This window comes from Luteibacter aegosomaticola, assembly GCF_023078475.1.
In the GTDB taxonomy this organism is placed as follows: Bacteria; Pseudomonadota; Gammaproteobacteria; order Xanthomonadales; family Rhodanobacteraceae; genus Luteibacter; species Luteibacter aegosomaticola.
This window is the reverse complement of the sequence record NZ_CP095741.1, coordinates 1,345,408-1,367,699: the sequence shown is the minus strand read 5'-3', so window position 1 is coordinate 1,367,699 and position 22,292 is coordinate 1,345,408. Positions and strand designations below refer to the sequence as shown.

The following is a 22,292-nucleotide window of genomic DNA, read 5'->3' as shown; positions in this document are numbered from 1 at the left end:
TAAGCGAAAGACCACTCATGCCGGGTACGTAAATCTACCGCTCACAACCTCGGGCGTAGCAGCGATCCGAAGGTGAGGTAGACGGCGGTGTGGCCACCGGCAGCGTGGCCGACGCCGAGGAAGACAGGGCCTAGTGGTGACTGCACGCCAGCGAAGATGCTTCCCGCGTAGATGAGCGAGTCCAGCCGCACATCGTTCTTCGTTCGCCACGTATTGCCGGCTTCGAGACTCATGCCTATAAAGATCGGCGTCGAGAACAAGGCATCGATATTGCCAGTGCGTCGGTACAACACCGCGCGGCCAAGGGCCGATTGCGTACCGTAGAGCGAGCGTTCGCCGTAGCCGGAGAGGTTGAGGAACCCGCCGAGGAAGCTCTGCGATTCGAAGAAGTTGGTGTTATCGAGCGCGCTGGAAGCACGCAGCCCCAACAACAGGTGGTAGCGGCCCGTGCTCAGCCCCCAATCCGGGACCCAGTCGGCGACGAGCCGTGCAACGTCGCCGCTCACCTTGCCGCCCATGAACGTGCGGTAGCTCGTGTAGTCGAAATTGATGTGGCTGCCACGGGTCGGGAACTGTGCGTTGTCGAGGCTATCCCAGCCGAGGCTGAGGCCAAGCGCCGCGTAATCGGACGTGCCGTTCGGGAATGACGAGGGCGAGCCCACGCGTAGGTCACCTGTGTCCGTGCCACGCGTGAGCGAGGTGGAGATCCGCCAGTATGACGCTGGGGTCCAACCCACCTCGACGCCCGCGCTACGCCGGCGGATCCGGTACTCGGCCAGCTCCTGCTCGCCCTTGCCATCAAACACCGGTACGTCTTCATTCCGCGCGATCACCACGGGCATCGCATACACCGTGGAGCCCTGGCCGAAGGGCTGGTAGAACTCGGAGCGAATACCCCCGATGCGGCCGCTCCACAGCGTATTTCGCCACTCGCCGCCGCTTTCGTTGAGATTGGTGGCGGTGATCTCCGCCGAGAGCAGGTATTCGCTACGGCCGTTGAAATCATCATCCAGCTGGAAGCCCATCTTCCCGTAAATGGGACCCCAGCTCTTGTCGACCGGCGTCAGCCTTATGCCACGGTCGCCGTCGCGTTCGACCAGGTGGTAGTCGACCTGCTGGTAACTGCCCTGCCCGTAGATCGTGCCGATCCGTGCCTCGACATCCTTGGGATCGAACGGCTTGCCCACCTCAGGCTCCATCTGGCGCCCGGCAAACGTCGCGGTATGCGTGTGCTTCGCATCCACGTCGATGAAGGCCACCAGCTTCGGATCGAAGTCGCGCTGACGGTGGCGCGCCATGTACGCCTGCCACGCCTCGGGCGAAGCGGAGAGTGCACGCAGGCGCGGCAACGCAGCCTCCGCGGCCTGGCGGCCAATCGCGATAGCCTCTTCGGCGCGGTTGAATTCCCCGGCGCCGAGCTTGCCAAGCTGGGGCTTGATCAGGATGTCCTGATCGGAAAGCGCCTTGAGCTGGCGATCGGTTTTCTCCGCCATCAGCGCGCTCACCATCTGGTTGAGCAACGCGACCGGGTTGCTCAGCTGTGACTCCTCCGCCAGCGGCGAACCCACGTCGACGACGATGAGCCGGTCGGCCCCCATGTCACGGACCACGTCGATGGGCACGTTATCCATGAGCCCGCCATCGACCAGTAGCTTGCCATCCACGTTCGTGGGAGCGAACGCGCCCGGCACCGACATGCTGGAGCGGATCGCCAACGGCAGGTCACCCGACGAGAACACCACGGGCTTGCCGACCACGATATCGGTGGCCACCGCGCGGAACGGAATGACCAGGTCGTTGAAGTCATGCACATCCCACGTGGAGACCAGCAGCCTGCGCAGCAGCAGGAGCAGCTTCTGGCCTTGCACCACGCCGGCGGGCGTCACGATATGGCCGTTCTTGTAACCCACCTCGAAGTTGAGGAGATAGCGGTAGTCGGCATCCTTGCGCCGCATCGGCTCTTCGGCACGGTCCGGGTCATCGGAGAACAGGTCTTTCCAGTCCAGGTCGCCGATCACGTGTTCCATTTCATCGGCGGTGTATCCCGAGGCGTAAAGGCCACCAACGATCGAACCCATGCTGGTACCGGCCACCTTGCACACGGGGATATGTTCCCGCTCGAGCACCTGGATGACGCCGATATGCGCGGCACCACGTGCCCCGCCGCCGCCGAGCACCAGGCCGATACAGGGCGAGGGTTGAGTCGGCGCGGCGTGCGCCATCACGGACGTGAAGGCGACGACGGCCATGACAGCTTTCCACCGCTTGCGCATGCCCGTGATCTCCGCCCTCGTGTTCGCGGAAGTCTCCGCCGATGGACACGTGCATGGCAGCGAAGAACAAGCCACCCGAACTACGCATATTTACTTAGAGAAAACTGAGAGATTGAGCGGTATTGTTCCACCTCGAACACGGTGCAATGGCCGTAACGATGTTTACGGCGACGCAGGGGCCGCCGGCCAACAGACCACCGGAGGGTGCATGCCGCGAGGCATGCCGGGAGCAACGGTGATGGGAACGGAGGCGAACGACCCGCGTCGGGCCGCCACCTGGTGTGCAGCTACCTGCGCCGGGGTCGTTGCCGCGCAACTCGTTTCCAGCACTTTGTGGAGCCATCAGAACGGATCGCATGTGATCTGGTTCCCTGGCGCCGTGTTGCTTGGTGTGCTGTTGGCCAACCCGCGTCACCGTTGGCCCGCCCTGGTGGCGTGCGGTTACGTCGGCTTAGTGGCCACATTGTGTGCGCTCGGCCTGCCGCTGCCCGATGTGGCGCTGGTCACCCTGCCGACGATGTTCCTTGTCCCGGGCGCTGCGTGGGCGATGCGCAAAGTGCCGCGACAGATGCCTGCGCTGCAGGATTTCCGCATGCTCGTAGCCTTCGTCGTCATCGGCGTGATCGCCCTGCCCTTGTGCTCGGTCGCCCTGACCGCAGCGTTGAGCGTACCGACACGGCTGCGCGAGAGCGTTTTGTCCGATTGGGTGAACCTGACGATGGCCAACGCACTGGGGCACGCGTTGTTCCTGCCAGCGTGGTGCAGCCTGCGCGCACGCGATTCCGCGCTGCGCAGGGCGGGCGGTGTCGATACCGGCTTCGTGATCCTCATGACCCTGGCACTCGTGCTGCTCACCATCGCCTGGTACGCCTTCGGCGGCCTGATGGAATACCGCCCGCTGTTGTGCCTGGCGCCCGCGCCCATTGCGATCGCCGCCGTGCTGGCCGCGCAGATGACAGGCAGCTCCATCACGGTTTTTGCGGTCGCCGTGATGGCGGCGCATCTCACCTCGCATGGGTATGGCCCATTCACCGCGGCCACACCGCAGGATACGACGCTTGCGCTACAGGTATGGACGCTGCTGGCGGCGGTCTCTGCGCTGGTGGTTGCCGTGGTCGTCGAGCAACGCGCTGCGGCGGCTCGGTCCCTCGTTGCCGCCCATGTAGAACTGCGCGAACTGGCCGGGCGCCTGATCGCGACGCAGGAGCAGGAGCGCGGGCGCCTGGCGCGCGACCTCCATGACGACATCAACCAGCGCCTGGCTGCCGCGTCGATCGATTTATCCACGCTGCGCAAGCGACTACCGCCCGAATACCGTGAGGACGTCACGGGACTGCAGGACCGCATCGTCGCGCTCTCGGATGATGTGCGCCAGCTTTCGCACCAGCTGCATCCCACCTGCCTGCAGCATGCCGGGCTACGTGGCGCGCTGGAAAACCTGTGCCGTCACCCGCCTGGGCACGCGTGGCCGCGCGTGCGCCTGCTTGCCGACCGGGAGGTGGATGAGCTGAGCCCGGAGATCGCGCTCTGTTTCTATCGCGTAGCTCAGGAGGCGCTGGCCAATGCCGTCCGCCACGCGAACGCCAGCGAGATTGCTTTGCGCGCCATGGTCGATGACGACGTGGCCACGCTACGCATTACCGATGATGGCAAGGGCATGGATACGCCAACGTGCCCCGCGGCACGTGCCGGCATAGGCATCACCAGCATGCACGAACGCGCGAAGCTGTTGGGGGGCAGCTTCGCAATCCGTAGTACCCCAGGCAAGGGAGTGGACGTATGTATCCGGATACCGACGACACCGACCTGATGTGTGCCACGCGGCCACGCGTGGTCTTCGCCGACGACCATCGCATGGTGGCCGAAGGCATTACGCGGCTGCTCGACCAGCGCTTCGAACTGGCCGCGCTGGCCCAGGATGGACAGGCCCTGCTAGCCCACGTGCGCGCGCATGACCCCGATCTCGTGCTCTCCGATATCAACATGCCCGGCTGCAACGGGCTCGATGTCCTGAAGATCCTGCGTGCGGAAGGCAACCGGGTTCCCTTTGTCTTCCTTACCATGCATGCCGAACCGGCCCTCGCCGCCACGGCCATGCGCTCGGGGGCCAATGGCTATGTACTGAAGCTCTCCGCGGGCGAGGAGTTGCTCTCCGCGCTGGAACAGGTGCTCGAAGGGCGCAGCTACGTGACGCCATCGCTGGGTGCACGCTACCTGCGTGGCCACCTGGGCGATCTGCACGAGCTGACGCCGAAACAACGTGAAGTGCTGCGCCTCGTCGGCACGGGCCTGCGCTCCAAACAGATCGCCGCCCAGCTCGGCCTCTCCGTACGCACGGTGGAAGCCCACAAATACACGATCATGCAGATCCTCGATGTGCACAGCACGCTGGAGCTGGTGCGCCGCTCGGAAGAGCTCGGCCTGTTCTTCTGAGCGCGTGCAGGCGTAGATATACGCAAAAGCTTGCGCGTGCGTTTACGCTGTCTATCGCGCACACGGAAGGTGAAAGTGCAGGCATGGACGCCCCGCAGCCCACCGCGCGCCGGCCCACGCTGGTGCTCGCCGAAGACCATCCGCAGATGGCGCGTGAGATCACGCGGCTTCTGGCTGCGGATTTCGATGTGCTGGCCGCGGTGACCGATGGCGAATCGCTGCTGACGCTGGCCGTGCGGCTACGGCCCGATGCGGTCGTTACCGATATCGGCATGCCCGGCATGGATGGCATCAACGCCGCGGAGCATCTCGTGCGTGCCCTGCCCGGCCTGCCCGTGATCTTCCTCAGCATCCACGATGATCCGGAAATCATCCGCCGCGCCTTGCGGGTCGGCCGTGCGTTCGTCGCCAAGACCGCCGCAGGCGACGACCTCGTCGACGCGGTACACGCCGCTCTCCGCGGCGACGCCTACCTTCCCCCCGTAAAACTACCGCCCCCACCCCCGTAATTCCCCCGACGCAGCCCGACGGGCCCGCAACGACCCTGTAGGAGCGCGCTCGCGCCAAGCTCTCCCACCGAGACCCACCATGCCCCCCGAAGACACGGTGCTCCAATGGATACGCTACGCCGCGCTGGGCATCGAGGCCCTGGCCACCCTGCTCATCCTCGTCGCCATCATCGCCGCCACCGCGAAGTACCTGCTCGGCATCGCCACGGCCCTGAACGAACAACCGGTGCACTACCTGCGCTACAAACGCAGCCTCGGCCGCGCACTGCTGCTCTGCCTCGAGATCCTGGTGGCCGCAGACATCGTCCGCACCATCGCGCTCGACACCACCCTCGCCAGCGTCATTTCCCTCGGCCTGCTCGTGGTGATCCGCACCTTCCTGAGCTGGTCGCTCGTCCTGGAAGTCGAAGGCCGCTGGCCATGGCGCGACGCGCCGTCTACCGATACCGCACCCAGCGGAGACCCCTGATGGCCTGCGTCTCGCCACCGATCATCGAACACCCAGGCATGGTGCGCTTGCCGGGAGGCCTGTTCCGGATGGGCTCGGCCCACTTCTATCCGGAAGAACAGCCGGTGCACCGCGTGCGCGTGGATGCGTTCTGGATCGACCGCACGCCAGTCACCAACGCGGACTTTGCCCGCTTCGTCGCCGCCACCGGACACGTCACGGTGGCCGAGCTCGCGCCGCGCGCCGAGGACTATCCCGGCGCCCTGCCCGAGATGCTGCAACCCGGCTCCCTCGTGTTCATGCAGCCGCCGGGCCCGGTACCGATGGAACTGGGCTACTGGTGGAATTTCGTCTTCGGCGCCGACTGGCGGCACCCCATCGGCCCCGGCAGCGATCTCGCCGGCCTGGAGGATCACCCGGTCGTCCACGTGGCGGCAGCCGATGCGGAAGCGTACGCCGTATGGGCAGGCAAACGCTTGCCGACCGAAGCCGAATGGGAATACGCCGCGCGCGGCGGGCTGGAAGGCGCGGAGTACGCCTGGGGTGACTTCCTCGCGCCGATGGGCCACCTGATGGCCAACTATTGGCAAGGGCGTTTCCCCTACGAGAACACGCTGGACGATGGCTTCGCCCGCACCTCGCCCGTAGGCCACTACGCCCCGAACGGTTACGGGCTCGTCGATATGATCGGCAACACCTGGGAGTGGACCAGCGACTGGTACCGCGCCGAACACACCGCCGACACCGCGAAAGCCTGCTGCGTCCCCACCAACCCGCGCGGCGGCGATCGTGCCGCCAGCGCCGACATCCACGACCTGGCACGCGTACCGCGCCGCGTGCTGAAAGGCGGTTCGCACCTGTGCGCGCCGAACTACTGCCAACGCTACCGCCCCGCCGCTCGCTACCCCCACGCGGTCGACACCTCCACCAGCCACATAGGCTTCCGTTGCGTCACCAACGACACCCAATCCCCCCAACCCACGTAACCCCCGTAGGAGCCCACCCTGTGGGCGACATCTTTACGCGACCACGCAACAGGCCCTGTAGCAGTGTCGCGAACGGCGTCGCCCACAGGGTGGGCTCCTACGGGGCCTGGGTATGCAGGAGGCTTACCGAGGTAAATACGCCAGCGATAATCTGCAACGCCAACGCCACCTGCAAGATCCCCAACACCGCCCCCAACACCTGCAGCGGCAGCGGCGTCACCCAACGCATGATCGGATGGGCAAACAGCATCGCCAGCAGGTTCAACACCATGACCAGCAGCACCATCGCGACGATCCCAGAGGTCCGCGATACATCGGCACTCACCGCCATCAGGGTAATGAACGTCGCCACGCCGTAGGGCGTAACCACCACCGGGAACACCAACCGCATGACGGGCGTCGTATGCCCCTGCGCAGGTGCGGGCGCCATGGGTTCCGCATACTGCGCAAGCACCATCCGCAAGGCCACGAGCAGGAACACCACCGCCCCCGCGAGTTCCATCACCCCGGGCGTGATATTCCACTTCCGCATGAGCCGCTCGCCGATCAACCCGCCGACCAAGACGGCAACCGTGGCGATCCCCGCCACTTTCCAGGGAATGGATCGCCGCTCGGCATCCGGTATCGCGTGCGTAATCGCCACATACGGTCCGATGATCTTCAGGGGCCCCAGCATGATGAAGAAGAACAGGAAAACCTTCGCCAGATCGAGCGTATAGGTGTGTTCGGCAGGCATGGCTGGCTCCGCGGCCGGATCGCATGGTGCCGAGCATGGGCGGGGCGAGTGGTGCCGGCCACCGAAGGAACGTGCAGTTTCGGGACAGTAGTTCTGCTTAGGGCAACCGGGCGCCGCCGTCCTGGCGACCAAACTTCTGGCAGAATCCGGGGCAATCAGGTGTACCCAGCCCGCTCCATTGAAAAGGACTTTCATATGAAGCCGATCGCCACAAAGCGCGTCACGGATGTAATCGATCAGATTAACGCGGCGTTCGGCGAAGCCGAGCCTCCTGCCATTGTCGTCGACACATCGCGCCCGCCGATCACCGACCGCCAGGACGCCGAGGCGATTTCACAGCGCCCACGCGCGGAACTTGACTGGGCCTTTCTACAAGGCCATGCCGATGCGCTCTACGCCATGACACCCGCCGGCTTCAAGTATTACCTGCCTCGATACCTGGTGCTTGCCGTAGCGCCCGGTGCGGTCACCCCGTTATTCGTCTCGCCCATCATCCAGATGCTGAGCCCGGGCCCAGACGAATCGTATTGGGACCAACGATTCAGAGACTTCTGGAGTGGTCTTCGCAAGCTTGAGTACGACGCCATCAAGGCGTGGATTGTCTACATGGCGGAATCCGGCATCACCGGGTGCGATTCGTTTGAACTCGGACGTGCCTTCGATACCGTCGCCCTTTTAAGCGACAACGCGGAGCGTGGGCCTTGAAATACACCGACGGGCAAATCATCCACCTGGGCGACATCGTCGCGCTGGCGGGTCAGCAGGGCGTTGTCGTCTGCGACATCGATGGTGGCCAATTTAGCGACGATCCGAATTACTCCGCCGATGTGTGGTCGTATCTCGGAGAGGGCATCATGGCCAGGTACACGGCATACGGCCTCATTCACCACACCGTGCCGGATCCGGATCTCGAATTGATCCGGCGTGGAGACCAGATGCCATCAATCGACCGCTAAGCAGTCCCTGCAGGAGCGCGCTTGCGCGCGATCGCGCGCAAGCGCGCTCCTGCAGGGTCAGGCGGGTAATGCAGGGAAGGCGGTGATGCGAAGCTTGGCGCCAGCGTACGGGACAAGCTTGAGCGTGGTTTCCGGTTCAGTCGTAAGGGCAACCTTCTCCGGCACCGGATCGGCGGCGCCCTCTTCCGCTTTCCATGCGACCGGCCGGCCGCGGATGGTGAGCGTGACGGCGGGCGATGCGCCTGCGAACGGCCGCGGGCCGATCGGGTGTTCTTCCGCTTTCGCTTCCAGACCGACGCCGTAATTCCACGGTGTGGTCGGGTAGACCTGCCAGTCGTTGGTGAGGCCGCGCGGACGCCACTTCACCCACGCTTCGCCGATGGGCAGCGAGAAGACCAGCGGCCCACGAAGGAAGGTCACGGCGTTGTTGTAGCCACGCTCGGTGACGACCTCGGCCGGGAACGACAGGCCGATGCGATCACCCGGCTTCCAGGTGCGTTCGATCGTGTGGAAGCCGGCTTCGGCTTTCACTGCCACCGCTGCCCCATTCACCGTGACCACGGGCTTCTTGCACCATGCGGGGATACGCACGCGCAGCGGGAAAGCCACGGCCTGCGCCGGCTTCACCGTGATGGCGATATCGCCACGGAACGGATAGTCCGTCGCCTGCTCGAGTGCGACGGGTACATCGCGCACCACCGTCGATACGTTACACGGCGCGTACACCGTCGCAGCAAGGCCGCGGTCGCTCGTCGCCATCCACAGCGAAGCGGTGAGCTTGGGCCAGCCCTGGTGGAAGTTGGCCGTGCAGCAACCGAAGTGTGGATCGAGGCCGAAGATATTGGCTTCCGGGCCGTTCGTGGTCCACGGCCGCCGGTGCAGGCTCACCTCCACCTGGTTCGGTTGCTGATCGTACTGGTGCGCCCACATGTCGTCGGTGAACGTGCCCGGCAACGCGTTGTAAGCGATACGTTCGATGCGATCGCCGAGCGCCGCATCGCCGGTAATGGCCAGCGACATTTCCAGCGAGTACATCGCTTCGACCACGGTGCAGAGTTCAACGCCTTGCGACGGGCTACGCCCGGCGAGGTGTTCGTCGCACGAGAACATGCCGTTCGGCAGGCCGTGATAGGTATCGAGCATCGCGAGCTGATGATGGATCGCGGCGCGATCGTCCGCGCTGCGCGACACCAGCGACCAGACCGGCGAAGCCTTCAGGGCCTGGCCATTGTTCACGCCATGCACCTGCAGGCCGTCATCGACCATGAAGACATCGCCGCCGTTCTTCATCTTCGCTTCGAGCGCCTTCACGTCCACCTTCTCCTTGAACGAGAAGTTGGCGAACATGCCTTGCCAGTCGTAGCCCTGCTTGTGCAGCAGGTGGGCTAGCTCGATCAGCTTCGGATCCTGCGTGCGGGTGTACAGCCACAGCACCACGGCCACTTCGTCCTGCCAACGCATGCGGCCCCAGTCGCGCAACGGCCGCTCGGGCATGGCCTGGAGCTGGTAGTGGAAATAGTTCGTCATGAACGGGATGACGCGCGCATCGCCGCTGAGCTCCTGGTACTGCGCCAGCACCTTGAGCATCACCATGCGCGGCCACCAGTCGTCGTTGCTGAGCGGGCCGAACATGCCATTGGGCTGGGCGCTGCCGAGCGTCCAGTCGATGAAGCGCTGCGCCTTCGCTTTCAGTGGCGCGGAATCCAGCTGCCAGGCGAGCGGCAAGAGGCCGTCGAGGAAATACGGGCCACGCTCCCAGGATTCACCCTTGCCACCCAGCCAGCCACTCTCGGGGCCAAGGTCGGGCCAGGTCTCATCGACGTGGCCGCCCAGGCCATCGGCCTGGATCTGCAACTGGCGGCGAAGCCAGCCCGCAGGGGTGATGGAGCCGGCGGGCAGGAGCTGCAGCGGCTGGGGGGCGAGCGGCGCAGGCGGAAACAGCGGTGCGGCGGGGGCCGCCTTGCCCGAGGCCGAAGCGGGGGAAGCGGCGGCGCCGGAAGCGGCTGCGGCGCCCGCGGCGGCCAGTGGCACGAAGCCGGCCAGCGTGCCCATGGCGGAAGCGCGCAGGAAGGCGCGGCGGCTGGTAACGGTGTCACCCATCGATCGACGTCCCCGTGGTAGTCCGGCCATCGATACTGGCAGGCTACGCCGCGCGCGTCACCCCTTGGGCTTCTTCTTCCGCACGTAGAGCTGCTTGCGCACGGTGGCGATCAGCTCGCCGGAAGCCGTGCGGATATCGGTATCGAACCAGCGCAGGTGCTTCTGGCCATCGGCGCATTCAGCGCGAATGTCGTCCAACACGGTGTCTTCGACGCGGAACTCCGCATAGACGTCTTCACGGCCAGGCGCCACGAAGCGGATCTCGCCGGCCTGATCCCAGACGATGTAGTCATTACCGAGGCTCTTCAGCACCATGATCATCCAGAACGGGTCGGTCATGGAGAACAGGTTGCCGCCGAACTGGGTGCGCACGTAGTTGCGGTTGTACCAGGCCAGCTTGAGCCTGACCCGCGCGTAGCGGTAGTCATCGAACTGGACGACGCGGATGCCCGCGAACAGGAACGGCGGCCAGGCGTTGAGGATGCGCCGGAGGGTAGGTGCTTTCATGCCGCCATCGTAGCCGCCGGGCGCGGCGTGCCGTAGTCCCCCGTTTGAAACACCCGTGACCTCTGGCATATACGTCGCCGGGGCGGCCCGTTCCAACATCGGGGCTTCTTCCGCCGCCGGGAACCGCCCCATGCGCTTCGCCCTTCGCCGTGCCTCGCTCGCCACCGCCATCGCGCTGGCCGTTACCGCTCCCGCCGCCTTCGCGCAGGACCTCCCCGCCCCGGTCGACCAGCCCTACAAGGGCACGCTCTCGGTGACGGTGGACCTGACCGACCAGGCGCGCCACCTGCTCCACGTCCGCGAGAGCATCCCGGTCTCGGCGGGCCATACCATCCTCTATTACCCGAAGTGGATCCCCGGCGAACACGGCCCGAGCGGCCCGCTTTCGAATGTCGCCAGCCTGATCATCACGGCCAACGGCAAGAAGATCCCCTGGCGCCGCGACCTGAAGGAAATGTTCGCGTTCCACGTGGATGTGCCCGAGGGCGTCGACAAGCTCGACCTGAGCTTCGATTACCTCGACTCCGCCACGCCGCGCTACATCCCGCTCGAGTTCAACGAGGTGTCGTTCTACCCGGCCGGCTACTACACCAGCCGCATCATGATCGAGCCGACGGTGAAGCTGCCCGCGGGCTGGAAGTTCGCCACAGCACTCGAAACCGCATCGCAGAACGGCGATACCGTCACCTTCAAGCCGGTGAGCTACGAGAATTTCGTCGATTCGCCGCTGATCGCCGGCCAGTACTTCAACCGTGTCGATCTTGCGCCGGGCCAGTCGACGCCGGTGCACCTGGATATCGTCGGCGAGACCGCCGAGAGCGTGAAGATCAGCGACAAGCAGATCGCCCCGCAGCGTAACCTCGTGGTGCAGGCGAACAAGCTGTTCGGCGCGCACCACTACGGCCACTACGACTTCCTGCTGGTGGTCTCCGACCACACCGGTCACTTCGGCCTCGAACACCACCAGTCCAGCGACGACCGCCTGTTCGCCAACTTCCTCACCGATCCGAAGGTGCATGCCGCCGCCGGCACCCTGCTGCCGCACGAATACATCCACTCGTGGAACGGCAAGTTCCGCCGCCCGGCCGATCTGTGGACGCCGACCTTCACCGAGCCGATGCAGGACGACCTGCTGTGGGTGTACGAAGGCCTCACCGACTACTGGGCCGGCGTGCTCACCGCTCGCTCGGGCATCTGGACCACCGAGCAGTGGCGCGACAACCTCGCTTCCATCGCCGCCGACATGGGCGCGCGCACCGGTCGCGAGTGGCGCTCGCTGCAGGATACGGCCGATGGCATCCCGCTTTCCTCGCGCGGTAGCGCCGGCTGGGTGAATCTGCGCCGCAGCTCCGATTACTACCCCGAAGGCCAGATGCTGTGGCTGGATGTGGATACCAAGATCCGCGACCTCTCCGGCGGGAAGCACACCCTGGATGAGTTCGCGAAGGCGTTCTACGGCATGGACAACGGCAGCTACGTGCCGAAGACCTATACGTTCGAAGACGTCGTGAAGACCCTAAACGACGTGCAACCGTACGACTGGGCCAAGTTCCTGCGCGAGCGCCTCGATTACACCGGCGACACGATGCCCGAGAAGGGTATTGAAGGCGGCGGCTGGAAGCTGGCCTTCGACGACAAGCCGACCGATTTCCAGAAGACCGGTGAAACGCTGCGCAAGACGATCAACCTGGCGTATTCGCTGGGCGTCACGGTCTCCGACAAGGGCGAAATCCGCGATGCGCAGTGGGAAGGCGCGGCGGCGAAGGCCGGCCTCGTTCCGGGCGTGACGATCGTGGCGGTGAACGGCAAGGATTTCTCGCCGCAGGTACTGAAGGATGCGGTGGCCGATGCGAAGAACACCACCACGCCGATCGAGTTCCTGCTGAAGAACGTGGATGACTACCAGACCGTGAAGGTCGATTACCACGGCGGCCTGAAGTACCCGCACCTCGTACGCGGCGAAGGCAAGGACCTGATCGGCGCCATCGCCACACCGAAGAAGTAAACCACCACCGTAGGAGCCCACCCTGTGGGCGACATCTTTCGCGAAAAGCCACAAGTCCTGTGGCGGTTGTACGAAAGATGTCGCCCACAGGGTGGGCTCCTACAGCTGTGCGGTTCGCTTAGCTCTCCCGCGCGGTCTCGAACAGGAACCACGCGCGACGCTCGGCCTCATCCACCCAGTTCTCGATCAGGCTGGCCGTCGCCACATCGCCATATTCATCGCACACACCGTGCGTCTCGCGCAGGAACGCGATGTAGCGCAGCGTGTCGTCACGCAGTTCCGCCAGCATGTCCTGCGGCGTCACGAAATCCGCATCGTTATCAGCCAGGCGCTGCAGGCGGCTGATATGCCCGATGGAATGCAGCGTGGTACCGCCCACCTTGCGCACGCGCTCGGCGATGTCGTCGGTAATCGCGAAGATCTGCGTCGCCTGCTCATCCAGCAGCAGGTGCAGGTCGCGGAAGCGCGGGCCCGACATGTGCCAATGGAAGTTCTTCGTCTTCAGATAGAGCGCGAACGTATCGGCCAGCAGCGCGTTGAGTTCGGCCGTGATATCGCGGGTCGCGTCGGCGCCGAGGCCGGTCGGCGTATTCAGGTCGGCCTTGCGGCGGGTCTTGGCGGCTTCGGTGTTCTTCATCGCGGGCGCTCCTGTGGGTTTGGGCTCCCGAGGATGCGCCGCCCCGCATGACAAAAGCTTGCACGAACGCGTCCGCCGCGGGTCAGGCCTGCAGAGGCAGGATCACCACGACGCGCAGGCCACGCCCGCCCTCGCTATCGAGCAGCTCCACCGAAGCGCCATGCAGTTCGGCGGCCCGCTGCACGATCGACAGGCCCAGCCCATAGCCATCGCCATGGGTATCCACCCCGCGCTGGAAACGGCCGAACATGCCGGCGCGACGCTCGGCAGGAATGCCCGGGCCGTCATCCACCACCTCGATCTCGGCGTGGGGTCCACGCCGGTCGATAAGAAGCGCCACGTGGCCGCCGGGCGGCACGTGACGGAACGCGTTATCGAGCAGGTTGCGCAGCAGCACGCCCAGGGCCACCGGATAGCCCTCGACGACCACTTCGCCCTCGGGGCGGTCGATCGAAAGCTCGACGTTGCCGCGCGCGATGACCGGGGCAAGCTCTTCGACCACGTCCAGCGCCAGCGAGGCCAGGTTCACGCGTGCCCGCGGCCCCGAGGCCGCGCCCGCTTCCAGGCGGGCCAGCGCCAGCAATTGCTCGGTGCGCCTTGCCAGCGACACGAGGCAATCGCGGGCGGCGTTGAGCGCGGCATGCGCTTCATCGGGACGCGCCGAGGCCAGCGCGTTTTCGAGGTTGATCATGGTCGAGGCAAGCGGGGTACGCAGCTCGTGCGCCACATCGGCGCTGAAGCGGCGCTCGCGCTCCAGCGCGCTTTCCAGGCGGAAGATCTGGTCGTTCAGCGCCGACATCACCGGCTTCAGTTCCTCCGGCGCGTCGCCGCCCAGGTGCACCGACGCCCGGCTGCCCGGTTCACGCCGGGCCAGCGCCCGGGCCAGGTCCTCGAGCGGCCCTAGCCCGCGACGGATCGCCCAGCCCACCAGCAATGCAAGCAGCGGCAAACCGAGCAGCGTGGGCAGGCCGTGTTCGAGCCACAGCGCATGGGTGATCTCGTGCCGACTGTCGTAACGCTCACCCGCGCGGATCGTGATGCCCTGCTCCTCCATGATCAGCGTGAAGACACGCCACGTGTAACGCCCCTGGGTCACGTCCTCATAGCGGCCATCGGGCACGTGCGTGCGCGGCACCGCCGCGAGGTTCTCCGTGGCCATGAGCAAGGTGCCGTCGCGGTCGAACACCTGGAAACCCACTTCGGATTCATAGGTGCGGCCTTGCACGGTCAGTTCGTCGGGGTGGTTCGTGGAGCTGGGCACGAGCAACCGTGCCGTGCGCTGCTCGCGCAATTGCTCCACGCCAATGCGGTTGACCAGCACTTCGAGCGTCCGCGCCGACTGGGCCAGGCGGCCATCGGAGAGCTCGTCGACCTCCTCCAGCGTGCGCTGTGCACTCAGGATGCCCAGCGGCAAGAGCACGGCCGCGAGCACGCCGATGATAAGCAGCAGAAGGCGGGAACGAAGGCTGAGCGACCTCACACGGGCTCCCGCGGCACCATGTAGCCGAAGCCGCGCACGGTCTGAATCGCCTCCGGGCTCAGCTTGCGGCGCAAGGCGTGCACCAGCACTTCGAGCGCGCTGGTGCTCACGGCGTTCTCCGGCCCGTACAACGTGCTTTCGAGGGTCTCGCGGCGGACGATGCGGCCCGCGCGCTCCATCAGTGCCTGGAGCAGTGCAAACTCGCGACGGGTGAGGTCCACCTTGGCGCCGCGCCAGGCGACGTCGAAGGTCCCCAGGTCCATGCTCAGCGCACCGGCTTCGAGGCGGTTCACCGCGTCGCCCCGGGCGCGGCGCGACAACGAGCGGATACGCGCCGCCAGTTCCTCCAGATGGAACGGCTTCACCAGGTAATCGTCCGCGCCGGCGTCCAGCACCTGGATGCGGCCATCGAGCTGGTCACGCGCCGACATGACGATGACCGGCGTCGTGACCCGCAGGCGGCGCGCTTCCGTCAGCACATCCAGCCCGTCACGCCCGGGCAGGCCCAGGTCGAGCAGCACCAGGTCGGCATCGTGTTCGCGCAGCGCTTTCAGGGCCTCATCGCCATCGCGTAGCCACGTGATGGTGTGCGCCAGCCGCTCCAGCGCCCGGCGGATCGCGTCGCCGAGCTGGGCATCGTCTTCGATGAGGAGGATATGCACGAACGCAGGGCCGGAAGTGAGTCAGGGCAGATTATCGGGACGGCCACCTTAGCGCCTCCTTACATCGGGCCGCTGCCGGTGAAGCGGGCGATCTCGTCCAGACGCTCCCTTGCACGACGGACGGACGCGCCCTCGGGCGTTTTCAGCACCCGCGACACCACCAGAAAGACCCCAAGGCACACCACCGCCACCAGGACGTTCAACGCGATGAAACCGGGCCGCGCCGCCACGATATCCACGCCGAGCCAGGCGAAGGCCCAGATCATCATGGGCACCCACATGAAGCAGCCGACCACGCCGAACCAGCGGCCCTCGCGGATCCGCCATGCCCGCAACGCCGCCACGCGCTGCTGCAGCACCAGGACCGGGGCATCCGTGGTGGCCAGGGCCGCCAGCGCGAGGTTACGGGCCGCGGCAATGATCATGGCGATGCCGTAAGCGTGCAGGAGCAGGCCGGCCACGAGGGGGCCCGTAGCGTCCCGATGATCGAACCAGAACGAACCGGCAGCCATCGCCAGCAGCAGGCCGCCTACGATCTGCGCCGACTGCCCCCAGCGAAGCGGCCGCAATTCGGTGCGCACCGCGGCCACCGCCCCGCCCCTCGGGATCGCCACTTCCAGCGCAGTGACACGCCTGTCGAGTTCGGCCCAGGCCACCTTCAGTTCATCGAGTTCCATGCAGAGCCTCCTCGTCCGGTACCGCGGCGGCCATCTGCCGGCGCAGGCGTTGCTTCAGGCGCGCGATGCGCGTGCCCACGTTGGTTTCCGAAAGGCCGAGCACGCCAGCGATCTCCGCGTAGGGAAGCTCGTCCAGATACAGCAAGGCCAGGGCGCGCTCGAGCGGCTCCAGCGACTCGATCGTCCGCGCCAGGAGCGCCAGCCGCTCGTCAGGTTCCGCGACGGCCATGCCGCCTTCCATCGCTTCGAGCACCTCCGCGCCAACCATGGAAGGCCTCTCCCGCTCACGCCGGGCGTGGGAAAGCCCCACGTTCAGCGCCACCCGGTACAGCCACGTCGTGAACGGACGGGTGGCGTCATAGCGCCCGAACGAACGCCACACCTGCAGCGCGATGTCCTGCGCCAGGTCGCGCCGGTCCTCGGCGTGGCGCGCGTAGACCGCCGCCACCTTGAACACGATGCGGCGGTGTTCGTGCAGCAAGGCGTCGCAGCGTCGTCGGCGTTCCTCGTTGGCCATGGCCCCTCCTCTTTCCCCCATGATTCGCCGGGCGGGGAAAAAAATCACACAATGGCCGGATTCGTCTCGCCGGAAGCCCCCATGCGCGCCACCCGCCTGTTCCTCGCCCTGCTCGCCACCGCCCCGTTCGCCGCCCATGCGAAGGATGCCTGGATCACCCCGGCCGAGGCCGCCGGCTTCCGCACGACGCCGTCGTATGCCGACACGCTGGCCTATCTCGAGAAGGTGGCAGCGGCCTCGCATGGCGAGGTGAGCGTGCAGACCTTCGGCACCACGCCCGAGGGCCGACCCATGACCGTCGTCGTCGCGGCGAAAGATGGCGACATGACCCCGGAGAAGGCTCGCGCGGCCGGCAAGCCCATCGTGCTGCTGCAGGCGGGCATCCACCCGGGCGAGATCGAGGGCAAGGATGCAGGGCTGATGCTCCTGCGCGATTTCGCCGTGACCGGCAAGCTGGCCCACCTGCTCGACCACGCCGTGCTCGTGTTCATCCCGGTGTACAGCGTAGACGGCCACGAGAACTCGGGTCCGTACTACCGCATCAACCAGAACGGCCCGGAAAAGATGGGCTTTCGTGGCCAGGCGCAGTACCTGAACCTCAACCGCGACTACGTGAAGGCCGACGCGCCCGAAACGCGCGCGTGGCTGCAGCTGTGGAACCAGTGGTCGCCCGATCTGCTGATCGACATCCACACCACGGATGGCGCCGACTATCAGTACGACCTGACCTACTACCTCGAAGACGCACACAAGCTGCCGCCGTCGATCGCCGCGTGGCAGAAGCGCGTGATTGAAGGCGAAGCCATTCCCGCTTACGAAAAAATGGGCCACCTCGCTTCGCCGTACCTCGAATTCAAGGATGGCCGCGACCCGACCAAGGGTATCGAGAACTTCGGTTCCGGCCCGCGTTTTTCCACGGGCTACGCAGCGATCCGCAACCGCGCCGGCCTGTTGATCGAAACGCACATGCTCAAGCCTTACGCCGTGCGCGTGCAGGGCACGTATGACGTGGTGCGCGCCGTGCTCGCCGGCATCAACAAGGATCCCGCCGCGCTGCTCAAGGCATCGAAGGATGGCGACGCCTGGGCGGCCTCGCTCGCGGCCGCACCTGACGCAGCCGTGCCGGTCACGTTCAAGGCCGACCCCACGCCGAAGCCGTTCACCCTGAAGGGCTACGCGTTCACGCAGACGAAGAGCGATATCTCGGGCGACACGTGGATCCAGTACGACCCGACCAGGAAGAAGAGCTATGCGATCCAGAGCTGGCTCGATCTCCAGCCCGATGCGTCAGCGCCCCTACCCGCGGCATGGGCAATCCCGCGCCAGTGGACCGCGATCATCAGCAAGCTCGATGCGCACCACATCCCTTACACCACTACGCAGGCGGCGGTGACGGTGACTGCCACGCAGGACATGCTGACGAATCCGAAGTGGGCGGAGAAGCCCTTCGAGGGCCGGCACCTGCTGCGCGACGTGACGATCACCCCGACGCAGGAAACCGTGACCCTGCCCGCAGGTACGGTCATTGTTCGTGCCGATGATGCCGAAGCCGTGCTGGCCGCGAACCTGCTGGACGCACACGCCCCGGATTCGCTGCTGACCTGGGGCTACCTGGATGCGATCTTCGAGCCGAAGGAATACGGCGAACCGCGCGTGATGGAAGCACTGGCCCGGAAGATGATCGCGGAGAACCCAGCGCTAAAGGCTGAGTTCGACGCGAAGGTCGCCGCCGACCCGGCCTTCGCCGCCAGCCCGCGCGCACGCCTGTCGTTCTTCTTCGAAAAGAGCCCGTGGTACACGGCACAGAAGGTCGGCGCGTACCCGGTCCTGCGGCTGGACAAACCCGCACTCCAACAAGTGCACTAACCCGCTCGTGTAGGAGCCCACCCTGTGGGCGACATCTTTCGTGTAGGAGCCCACCCTGTGGGCGACGCCGTTCGTACAGCCGCCACAGGGTCTTGCGAGGTTTTCGCGAAAGATGTCGCCCACAGGGTGGGCTCCTACGCAACTACCTCGAACGGACGCATCATTTCGTTGGCTTCGTGTTCGGCGAGGTGGCAATGCCACGCATACCGCCCGGCGTAGCCTTCGAACGTGGCCACGATGCGCGTCACCATCCCGGGATAGGCCTGCACCACATCCTTCCAACCCCGTTCGTGCGGCGGCGGTGGCTGGGCGGGGCCTACGTAGCGGATGGTTTTCTTCTCCAGATACTCATCCACGTCATAGGGCCGGCGATCGAGGATCTGGAAACGCACCAGATGCAGGTGAATCGGGTGGGTGTCTTCGGTCAGGTTCACGAGGCTCCATGCCTCGGTCGTACCGAGCTTGATCGATTCCGTCACCGGCTCGTGCCAGCGCTTGCCGTTAAGCAGCATCAGCATGGGCGTCGCCACGCAGTCGCTGTATTCGTCCAGCGTCAGCTCACGCGTCTTCGACGCACTGGCCTCGGTGAAACGCGGGATATCGCGCAGCACGTCAGGCACGCGGCTGTCGTCCTTGACCTCACCCTGCCCCACCGCGAACTGCATCAGCGGCAACGCATCGTTCATCAGTTCAATGGCGCTACCACGCGACGCGGCAAAGTCGACGACGATATCGGCACGCTCGCCCGGCGCGAGGAAGATGGCCCGCATGGTGGCCGGCGCCGCAAGCAAGCCCTGGTCCGATCCGATCACCTGGAACGGACGGCCATCCTTGAAGCGCAGGTGGTAGAAGCGGCCGTTCGCCGAGTTCACCACGCGCAAGCGATAGCGCCGCGGCTGTACATCGGCGCGCGGCAGGATCGCACCATTCACCAGCGTGAGATTACCGAACACCTCGGGTACCCACGGCGCCTTCGCATCACCCGAATCCGGGTAATACAGGCGGCCATCCTGGCGCACCCAGCGATCCGCGATGATCAGCGGCAGCTCGAACTCACCGGACGGCAAGCCCAGCGAAAGCTCGTGCTCATCGCGCAGGAGATACAGCCCCATCAAACCGGCGTACATGTTGAGCCGGTTAATCCCCATCGCGTGGTCGTGATACCACAGCGTCGCGGCATCCTGTGCATTCGGGTAGTGGTGTTTGCGCGACTTACCCGGCACATACCAGTCTTCCGGATAGCCATCGTCCTTGCGTGGCACCTTCGCACCATGCAGGTGGGTGATCGCGCGCACCAGCGGTTTATCGGCTTCCGCCCCACAGATGTTGTGGTCGACGGGCAGCATGTGTTTCGTCGGCAACGCGTTGTCCCAGACCACGTCGATCGCCTGGCCACTACGGGCCTCGATCGTCGGGCCGGGGTAGCTGCCGTTATACGTCCACAACTCGGTGGGCGGCAGGTCGCGGTGCAGTTTGTGCGTGCTCGGCGCCATGCGCACGCTGAGGACCTTCCCGGTCTCAGGACGCAGCACCGGAGGGATCGGTAGCGGATCGACGTAGGCGGCCAGCTTCGACGGATCGACCAGGCCTGGCATGTGCGTGTTGTCGCCCATCGCATGCATGCAGAGCTTGTTGCCCACCTGGCCGGTGGGCGCCGCCTGCATATGGCTCATGTCGTGCGCAAAAAGCCGCGACGGGATCCATCCCGCCGCGGCCATGCAACCCGCCGCCTTCAAAAAGCGGCGGCGATCACCCATGCCCGTTACCGAACGGCCACGAGGCGGCGTTCTTCGGCTGGCCGGTCTTTTCGTCGAGAATCAGCTTGCGATCGAACAGGCGCGGCAGGAAGAAGTCGAACATGCTGTCGAGACGGCCGGAGGTCGCGTCGGCCGAACCGCCACCGAGGCGCTTGCCGTCGAGCCAGTTGTCTTCGATGAAACGGGTGACCGAGCTCTGGTCGGTGACGCTGTGGTCCACGAAGTTATCGCGAGCCCACGGCGAGACGACGAGCAGCGGCAGGCGCGGGCCAAAGCCGCAACGGCCCATCGCCGGCGTCTTGCCGTCGATGCCCGGCAGCGTGGTGCGGCCCTTGCAGACGCCATCGCCATCCAGCGCATCGGTGGTACCCGTCGAGGCATGCACGTGCGGCGGATCCTGGTGATCGTACCAACCGTCGGAGTCGTCGTACGCGATGACCACGGCCGTATCCTTCCACTCGCCACTCTGCTGCAGCGCGTTGAGCACCTTCACGACGAACGCCTGTTCATCGAGCGGATCGGAGTAACCGGCGTGGCCATCCTGGTAAGCCGGCGCCTTCAGGAAGCTCACCGACGGCAGGTTGCCGGCATCCAGCGCATCGTAGAAATCCTCGATGTCGTACTGGTGGTTGGCCTGGTCGGTCTTGCCGATCGCCGCCACCGAACCCGGCCGCGCATGCGTCGGGTTAGCCGTGCTCGGGTAGTACTGGAACGGCTGGTGATGCGGGCTGTAGTCGTTGGAGGTGGTGTTGGTCACCGCCGAGAGCGTGCGCCGCGTGCAGCCCGTGCTGCCGTCCGGGTTGGTGCGGGTCAGGTCAAAGCCGCCCTCGAACCAGCCCCAGGTGACGTTGCGGTCGTTGAGCAGGTCGCCGATGTTTTTGCCACCCATCGTCGCCTGGCTCGCCGTGGGCGAGGAGCAGACGTCACCGATCGGATCGGGATCGCCGATCATGGTCAGGCCGCCGTTGCCATCGTCGGTTTCCGCGCCGGTGCCGTTGAGCGTATCGATCACGCCCGCGGTCTGGCCGGAGACCAGGTTGATCGCACCCGGCGACGACGGACCAAACACAGTGCCGTAGCTGTTGTCGCTCATCGCGAAGTGCTGGGCGTAGTTCCAGAAGGCCGTGACCGTGTTGCCGTCGTAATAGCCCATGACCTGGCCGGCGCCCTCTTCCGAGCTATCGCCGCCCGGCAGGGCTTCGCCGTGGCCGGTATACAACGGGAACAAATCCATCTTGCCGCCGTGGAAGGCGCGCTGTTCAGACGTATAGCCGTGGTCCTGGTCGGCCGTGGCGGCCTGCGCCCGGGTCAGGCGGAACGGGTTGATCGCCGCATCGCCGTTGGCGCTGTTCTTCGCGTTCGGGTTGTTGGTGAGCAAGCGGCGGTCCAGGCCGTTCACGTTCGGCGTGAACGGGCGCGGGTAGAAGGCCGGCTCGCCACGGCTGTTGGCCGCGAACGGGTAGGTGCCGAAGTAGTGATCGAAGGAGACGTTCTCCTGGAAGATCACCACGATGTGCTTGATGGGGGTGGCGGTACGCGGGTCGTTACCGTGTCCGCCATGGCCCCAGCCGAAGCCCAGGGCAGTCGTGGCGGCTTCCGCCGGGGAATTCTGCTGGGCGACGACCAGGGTCGCGGCCGAAAGGGAAAGCACGCAGGCAATGCCCGCGGCCAGGATCTTGCGCATGACAGTGGCTCCTCGGTGATCTTCGGTGATGCGCCGGTGGCTATGGGCCGCATCCCCTG

General features: G+C 65.7%; 20 protein-coding genes. 9 read left to right on the top strand and 11 right to left on the bottom strand.

Annotated elements, in window-relative coordinates; translation table 11 throughout:
* Nucleotides 1-41: 41 nt before the first annotated feature.
* Nucleotides 42-2,249: a patatin-like phospholipase family protein gene (locus tag L2Y96_RS06075; protein ID WP_247333946.1), complete on the bottom strand. Its 2,208-nt coding sequence runs from the start codon at nucleotides 2,247-2,249 to the stop codon at nucleotides 42-44.
* Between L2Y96_RS06075 and L2Y96_RS06070 the strand changes: the two genes are divergently transcribed.
* The 5 genes from L2Y96_RS06070 to L2Y96_RS06050 all read left to right on the top strand — a co-directional run bounded on the left by L2Y96_RS06070 (nucleotide 2,248) and on the right by L2Y96_RS06050 (nucleotide 6,649).
* Nucleotides 2,248-4,083: a sensor histidine kinase gene (locus L2Y96_RS06070; protein WP_343218439.1), complete on the top strand. Its 1,836-nt coding sequence runs from the start codon at nucleotides 2,248-2,250 to the stop codon at nucleotides 4,081-4,083. The two genes, L2Y96_RS06075 and L2Y96_RS06070, sit on opposite strands and share 2 nt — an antisense overlap.
* The gene (locus L2Y96_RS06065) at nucleotides 4,053-4,706 is read left to right on the top strand and encodes a response regulator (RefSeq protein ID WP_247333944.1); all 654 of its coding nucleotides are present in this window, start codon (nucleotides 4,053-4,055) and stop codon (nucleotides 4,704-4,706) included. Before L2Y96_RS06070 ends, L2Y96_RS06065 begins: the two co-directional genes overlap by 31 nt.
* 83 nt (nucleotides 4,707-4,789) lie before the next feature.
* Nucleotides 4,790-5,215: a response regulator gene (locus tag L2Y96_RS06060; RefSeq protein ID WP_247333942.1), complete on the top strand. Its 426-nt coding sequence runs from the start codon at nucleotides 4,790-4,792 to the stop codon at nucleotides 5,213-5,215.
* A 79-nt stretch (nucleotides 5,216-5,294) separates the two neighbouring features.
* Entirely contained in the window at nucleotides 5,295-5,684 is a 390-nt protein-coding gene (locus L2Y96_RS06055; RefSeq protein WP_247333940.1) for a DUF1622 domain-containing protein, read from the top strand.
* The gene (locus L2Y96_RS06050; RefSeq protein ID WP_247333938.1) at nucleotides 5,684-6,649 is read left to right on the top strand and encodes a formylglycine-generating enzyme family protein; all 966 of its coding nucleotides are present in this window, start codon (nucleotides 5,684-5,686) and stop codon (nucleotides 6,647-6,649) included. The genes L2Y96_RS06055 and L2Y96_RS06050 overlap by 1 nt, the downstream gene beginning before the upstream one ends.
* Nucleotides 6,650-6,746: 97 nt before the next feature.
* Here L2Y96_RS06050 and L2Y96_RS06045 read toward each other — a convergent pair whose 3' ends face one another.
* Nucleotides 6,747-7,385 carry a MarC family protein gene (locus L2Y96_RS06045; protein WP_247333936.1) on the bottom strand — a complete coding sequence of 213 codons (639 nt, stop codon included), beginning with the start codon at nucleotides 7,383-7,385 and terminating at the stop codon, nucleotides 6,747-6,749.
* A 195-nt stretch (nucleotides 7,386-7,580) separates the two neighbouring features.
* On the opposite strand from L2Y96_RS06045, the gene L2Y96_RS06040 reads away from it, so the two are divergent.
* Nucleotides 7,581-8,090: a hypothetical protein gene (locus L2Y96_RS06040; protein WP_247333934.1), complete on the top strand. Its 510-nt coding sequence runs from the start codon at nucleotides 7,581-7,583 to the stop codon at nucleotides 8,088-8,090.
* A complete protein-coding gene (locus L2Y96_RS06035; protein WP_247333925.1) occupies nucleotides 8,087-8,341 on the top strand; it encodes a hypothetical protein in 255 nt (84 codons plus the stop codon). Before L2Y96_RS06040 ends, L2Y96_RS06035 begins: the two co-directional genes overlap by 4 nt.
* A gap of 57 nt (nucleotides 8,342-8,398) precedes the next feature.
* On the opposite strand, the gene L2Y96_RS06030 is transcribed toward L2Y96_RS06035, so the two are convergent.
* Both L2Y96_RS06030 and L2Y96_RS06025 read right to left on the bottom strand, forming a co-directional pair.
* Entirely contained in the window at nucleotides 8,399-10,441 is a 2,043-nt protein-coding gene (locus L2Y96_RS06030; protein ID WP_247333923.1) for a glycoside hydrolase family protein, read from the bottom strand.
* 57 nt (nucleotides 10,442-10,498) lie between these two features.
* On the bottom strand, nucleotides 10,499-10,948 hold the full coding sequence (locus L2Y96_RS06025) for a DUF4442 domain-containing protein (RefSeq protein WP_247333921.1): 450 nt from the start codon (nucleotides 10,946-10,948) through the stop codon (nucleotides 10,499-10,501).
* 130 nt (nucleotides 10,949-11,078) lie between these two features.
* Here L2Y96_RS06025 and L2Y96_RS06020 point away from each other — a divergent pair, with 130 nt between their 5' ends.
* Entirely contained in the window at nucleotides 11,079-12,953 is a 1,875-nt protein-coding gene (locus L2Y96_RS06020; protein ID WP_247333919.1) for a M61 family metallopeptidase, read from the top strand.
* Nucleotides 12,954-13,071: 118 nt separating this feature from the next.
* On the opposite strand, the gene L2Y96_RS06015 is transcribed toward L2Y96_RS06020, so the two are convergent.
* The 5 genes from L2Y96_RS06015 to L2Y96_RS05995 all read right to left on the bottom strand — a co-directional run bounded on the left by L2Y96_RS06015 (nucleotide 13,072) and on the right by L2Y96_RS05995 (nucleotide 16,926).
* Complete coding sequence (locus L2Y96_RS06015) at nucleotides 13,072-13,590, bottom strand: Dps family protein (RefSeq protein WP_247333917.1); 519 nt, start codon at nucleotides 13,588-13,590, stop codon at nucleotides 13,072-13,074.
* Between the two features lie 82 nt (nucleotides 13,591-13,672).
* Nucleotides 13,673-15,070, bottom strand: a complete 1,398-nt coding sequence (locus L2Y96_RS06010; protein WP_247333902.1) for a sensor histidine kinase — start codon at nucleotides 15,068-15,070, stop codon at nucleotides 13,673-13,675.
* Nucleotides 15,067-15,732 (bottom strand): response regulator, encoded by a 666-nt coding sequence (locus tag L2Y96_RS06005; RefSeq protein WP_247333892.1) that lies wholly within the window; start codon nucleotides 15,730-15,732, stop codon nucleotides 15,067-15,069. The genes L2Y96_RS06010 and L2Y96_RS06005 overlap by 4 nt, the downstream gene beginning before the upstream one ends.
* A gap of 59 nt (nucleotides 15,733-15,791) precedes the next feature.
* Complete coding sequence (locus tag L2Y96_RS06000) at nucleotides 15,792-16,409, bottom strand: hypothetical protein (RefSeq protein ID WP_247333891.1); 618 nt, start codon at nucleotides 16,407-16,409, stop codon at nucleotides 15,792-15,794.
* Entirely contained in the window at nucleotides 16,396-16,926 is a 531-nt protein-coding gene (locus L2Y96_RS05995; RefSeq protein WP_247333890.1) for an RNA polymerase sigma factor, read from the bottom strand. The genes L2Y96_RS06000 and L2Y96_RS05995 overlap by 14 nt, the downstream gene beginning before the upstream one ends.
* 81 nt (nucleotides 16,927-17,007) lie before the next feature.
* Here L2Y96_RS05995 and L2Y96_RS05990 point away from each other — a divergent pair, with 81 nt between their 5' ends.
* Entirely contained in the window at nucleotides 17,008-18,792 is a 1,785-nt protein-coding gene (locus tag L2Y96_RS05990; RefSeq protein ID WP_247333888.1) for a M14 family metallopeptidase, read from the top strand.
* 134 nt (nucleotides 18,793-18,926) lie between these two features.
* Here the strand turns inward: L2Y96_RS05990 and L2Y96_RS05985 are convergent, their stop codons facing one another.
* On the bottom strand, nucleotides 18,927-20,465 hold the full coding sequence (locus tag L2Y96_RS05985) for a multicopper oxidase family protein (protein WP_247333886.1): 1,539 nt from the start codon (nucleotides 20,463-20,465) through the stop codon (nucleotides 18,927-18,929).
* Between the two features lie 76 nt (nucleotides 20,466-20,541).
* Nucleotides 20,542-22,233, bottom strand: a complete 1,692-nt coding sequence (locus tag L2Y96_RS05980; protein WP_247333884.1) for a phospholipase C — start codon at nucleotides 22,231-22,233, stop codon at nucleotides 20,542-20,544.
* Nucleotides 22,234-22,292: the final 59 nt, after the last annotated feature.

Excerpts from the sequence above, each read along its gene's own strand:
- L2Y96_RS06070 (WP_343218439.1), top strand. The coding sequence starts at position 2,248 with ATGACAGCTTTCCACCGCTTGCGCATGCCCGTGATCTCCGCCCTCGTG.
- L2Y96_RS06075 (WP_247333946.1), bottom strand. The coding sequence starts at position 2,249 with ATGGCCGTCGTCGCCTTCACGTCCGTGATGGCGCACGCCGCGCCGACT.
- L2Y96_RS06065 (WP_247333944.1), top strand. The coding sequence starts at position 4,053 with ATGTATCCGGATACCGACGACACCGACCTGATGTGTGCCACGCGGCCA.
- L2Y96_RS06060 (WP_247333942.1), top strand. The coding sequence starts at position 4,790 with ATGGACGCCCCGCAGCCCACCGCGCGCCGGCCCACGCTGGTGCTCGCC.
- L2Y96_RS06055 (WP_247333940.1), top strand. The coding sequence starts at position 5,295 with ATGCCCCCCGAAGACACGGTGCTCCAATGGATACGCTACGCCGCGCTG.
- L2Y96_RS06050 (WP_247333938.1), top strand. The coding sequence starts at position 5,684 with ATGGCCTGCGTCTCGCCACCGATCATCGAACACCCAGGCATGGTGCGC.
- L2Y96_RS06045 (WP_247333936.1), bottom strand. The coding sequence starts at position 7,385 with ATGCCTGCCGAACACACCTATACGCTCGATCTGGCGAAGGTTTTCCTG.
- L2Y96_RS06040 (WP_247333934.1), top strand. The coding sequence starts at position 7,581 with ATGAAGCCGATCGCCACAAAGCGCGTCACGGATGTAATCGATCAGATT.
- L2Y96_RS06030 (WP_247333923.1), bottom strand. The coding sequence starts at position 10,441 with ATGGGTGACACCGTTACCAGCCGCCGCGCCTTCCTGCGCGCTTCCGCC.
- L2Y96_RS06025 (WP_247333921.1), bottom strand. The coding sequence starts at position 10,948 with ATGAAAGCACCTACCCTCCGGCGCATCCTCAACGCCTGGCCGCCGTTC.
- L2Y96_RS06020 (WP_247333919.1), top strand. The coding sequence starts at position 11,079 with ATGCGCTTCGCCCTTCGCCGTGCCTCGCTCGCCACCGCCATCGCGCTG.
- L2Y96_RS06015 (WP_247333917.1), bottom strand. The coding sequence starts at position 13,590 with ATGAAGAACACCGAAGCCGCCAAGACCCGCCGCAAGGCCGACCTGAAT.
- L2Y96_RS06000 (WP_247333891.1), bottom strand. The coding sequence starts at position 16,409 with ATGGAACTCGATGAACTGAAGGTGGCCTGGGCCGAACTCGACAGGCGT.
- L2Y96_RS05995 (WP_247333890.1), bottom strand. The coding sequence starts at position 16,926 with ATGGCCAACGAGGAACGCCGACGACGCTGCGACGCCTTGCTGCACGAA.
- L2Y96_RS05990 (WP_247333888.1), top strand. The coding sequence starts at position 17,008 with ATGCGCGCCACCCGCCTGTTCCTCGCCCTGCTCGCCACCGCCCCGTTC.
- L2Y96_RS05985 (WP_247333886.1), bottom strand. The coding sequence starts at position 20,465 with ATGAGCCATATGCAGGCGGCGCCCACCGGCCAGGTGGGCAACAAGCTC.
- L2Y96_RS05980 (WP_247333884.1), bottom strand. The coding sequence starts at position 22,233 with ATGCGCAAGATCCTGGCCGCGGGCATTGCCTGCGTGCTTTCCCTTTCG.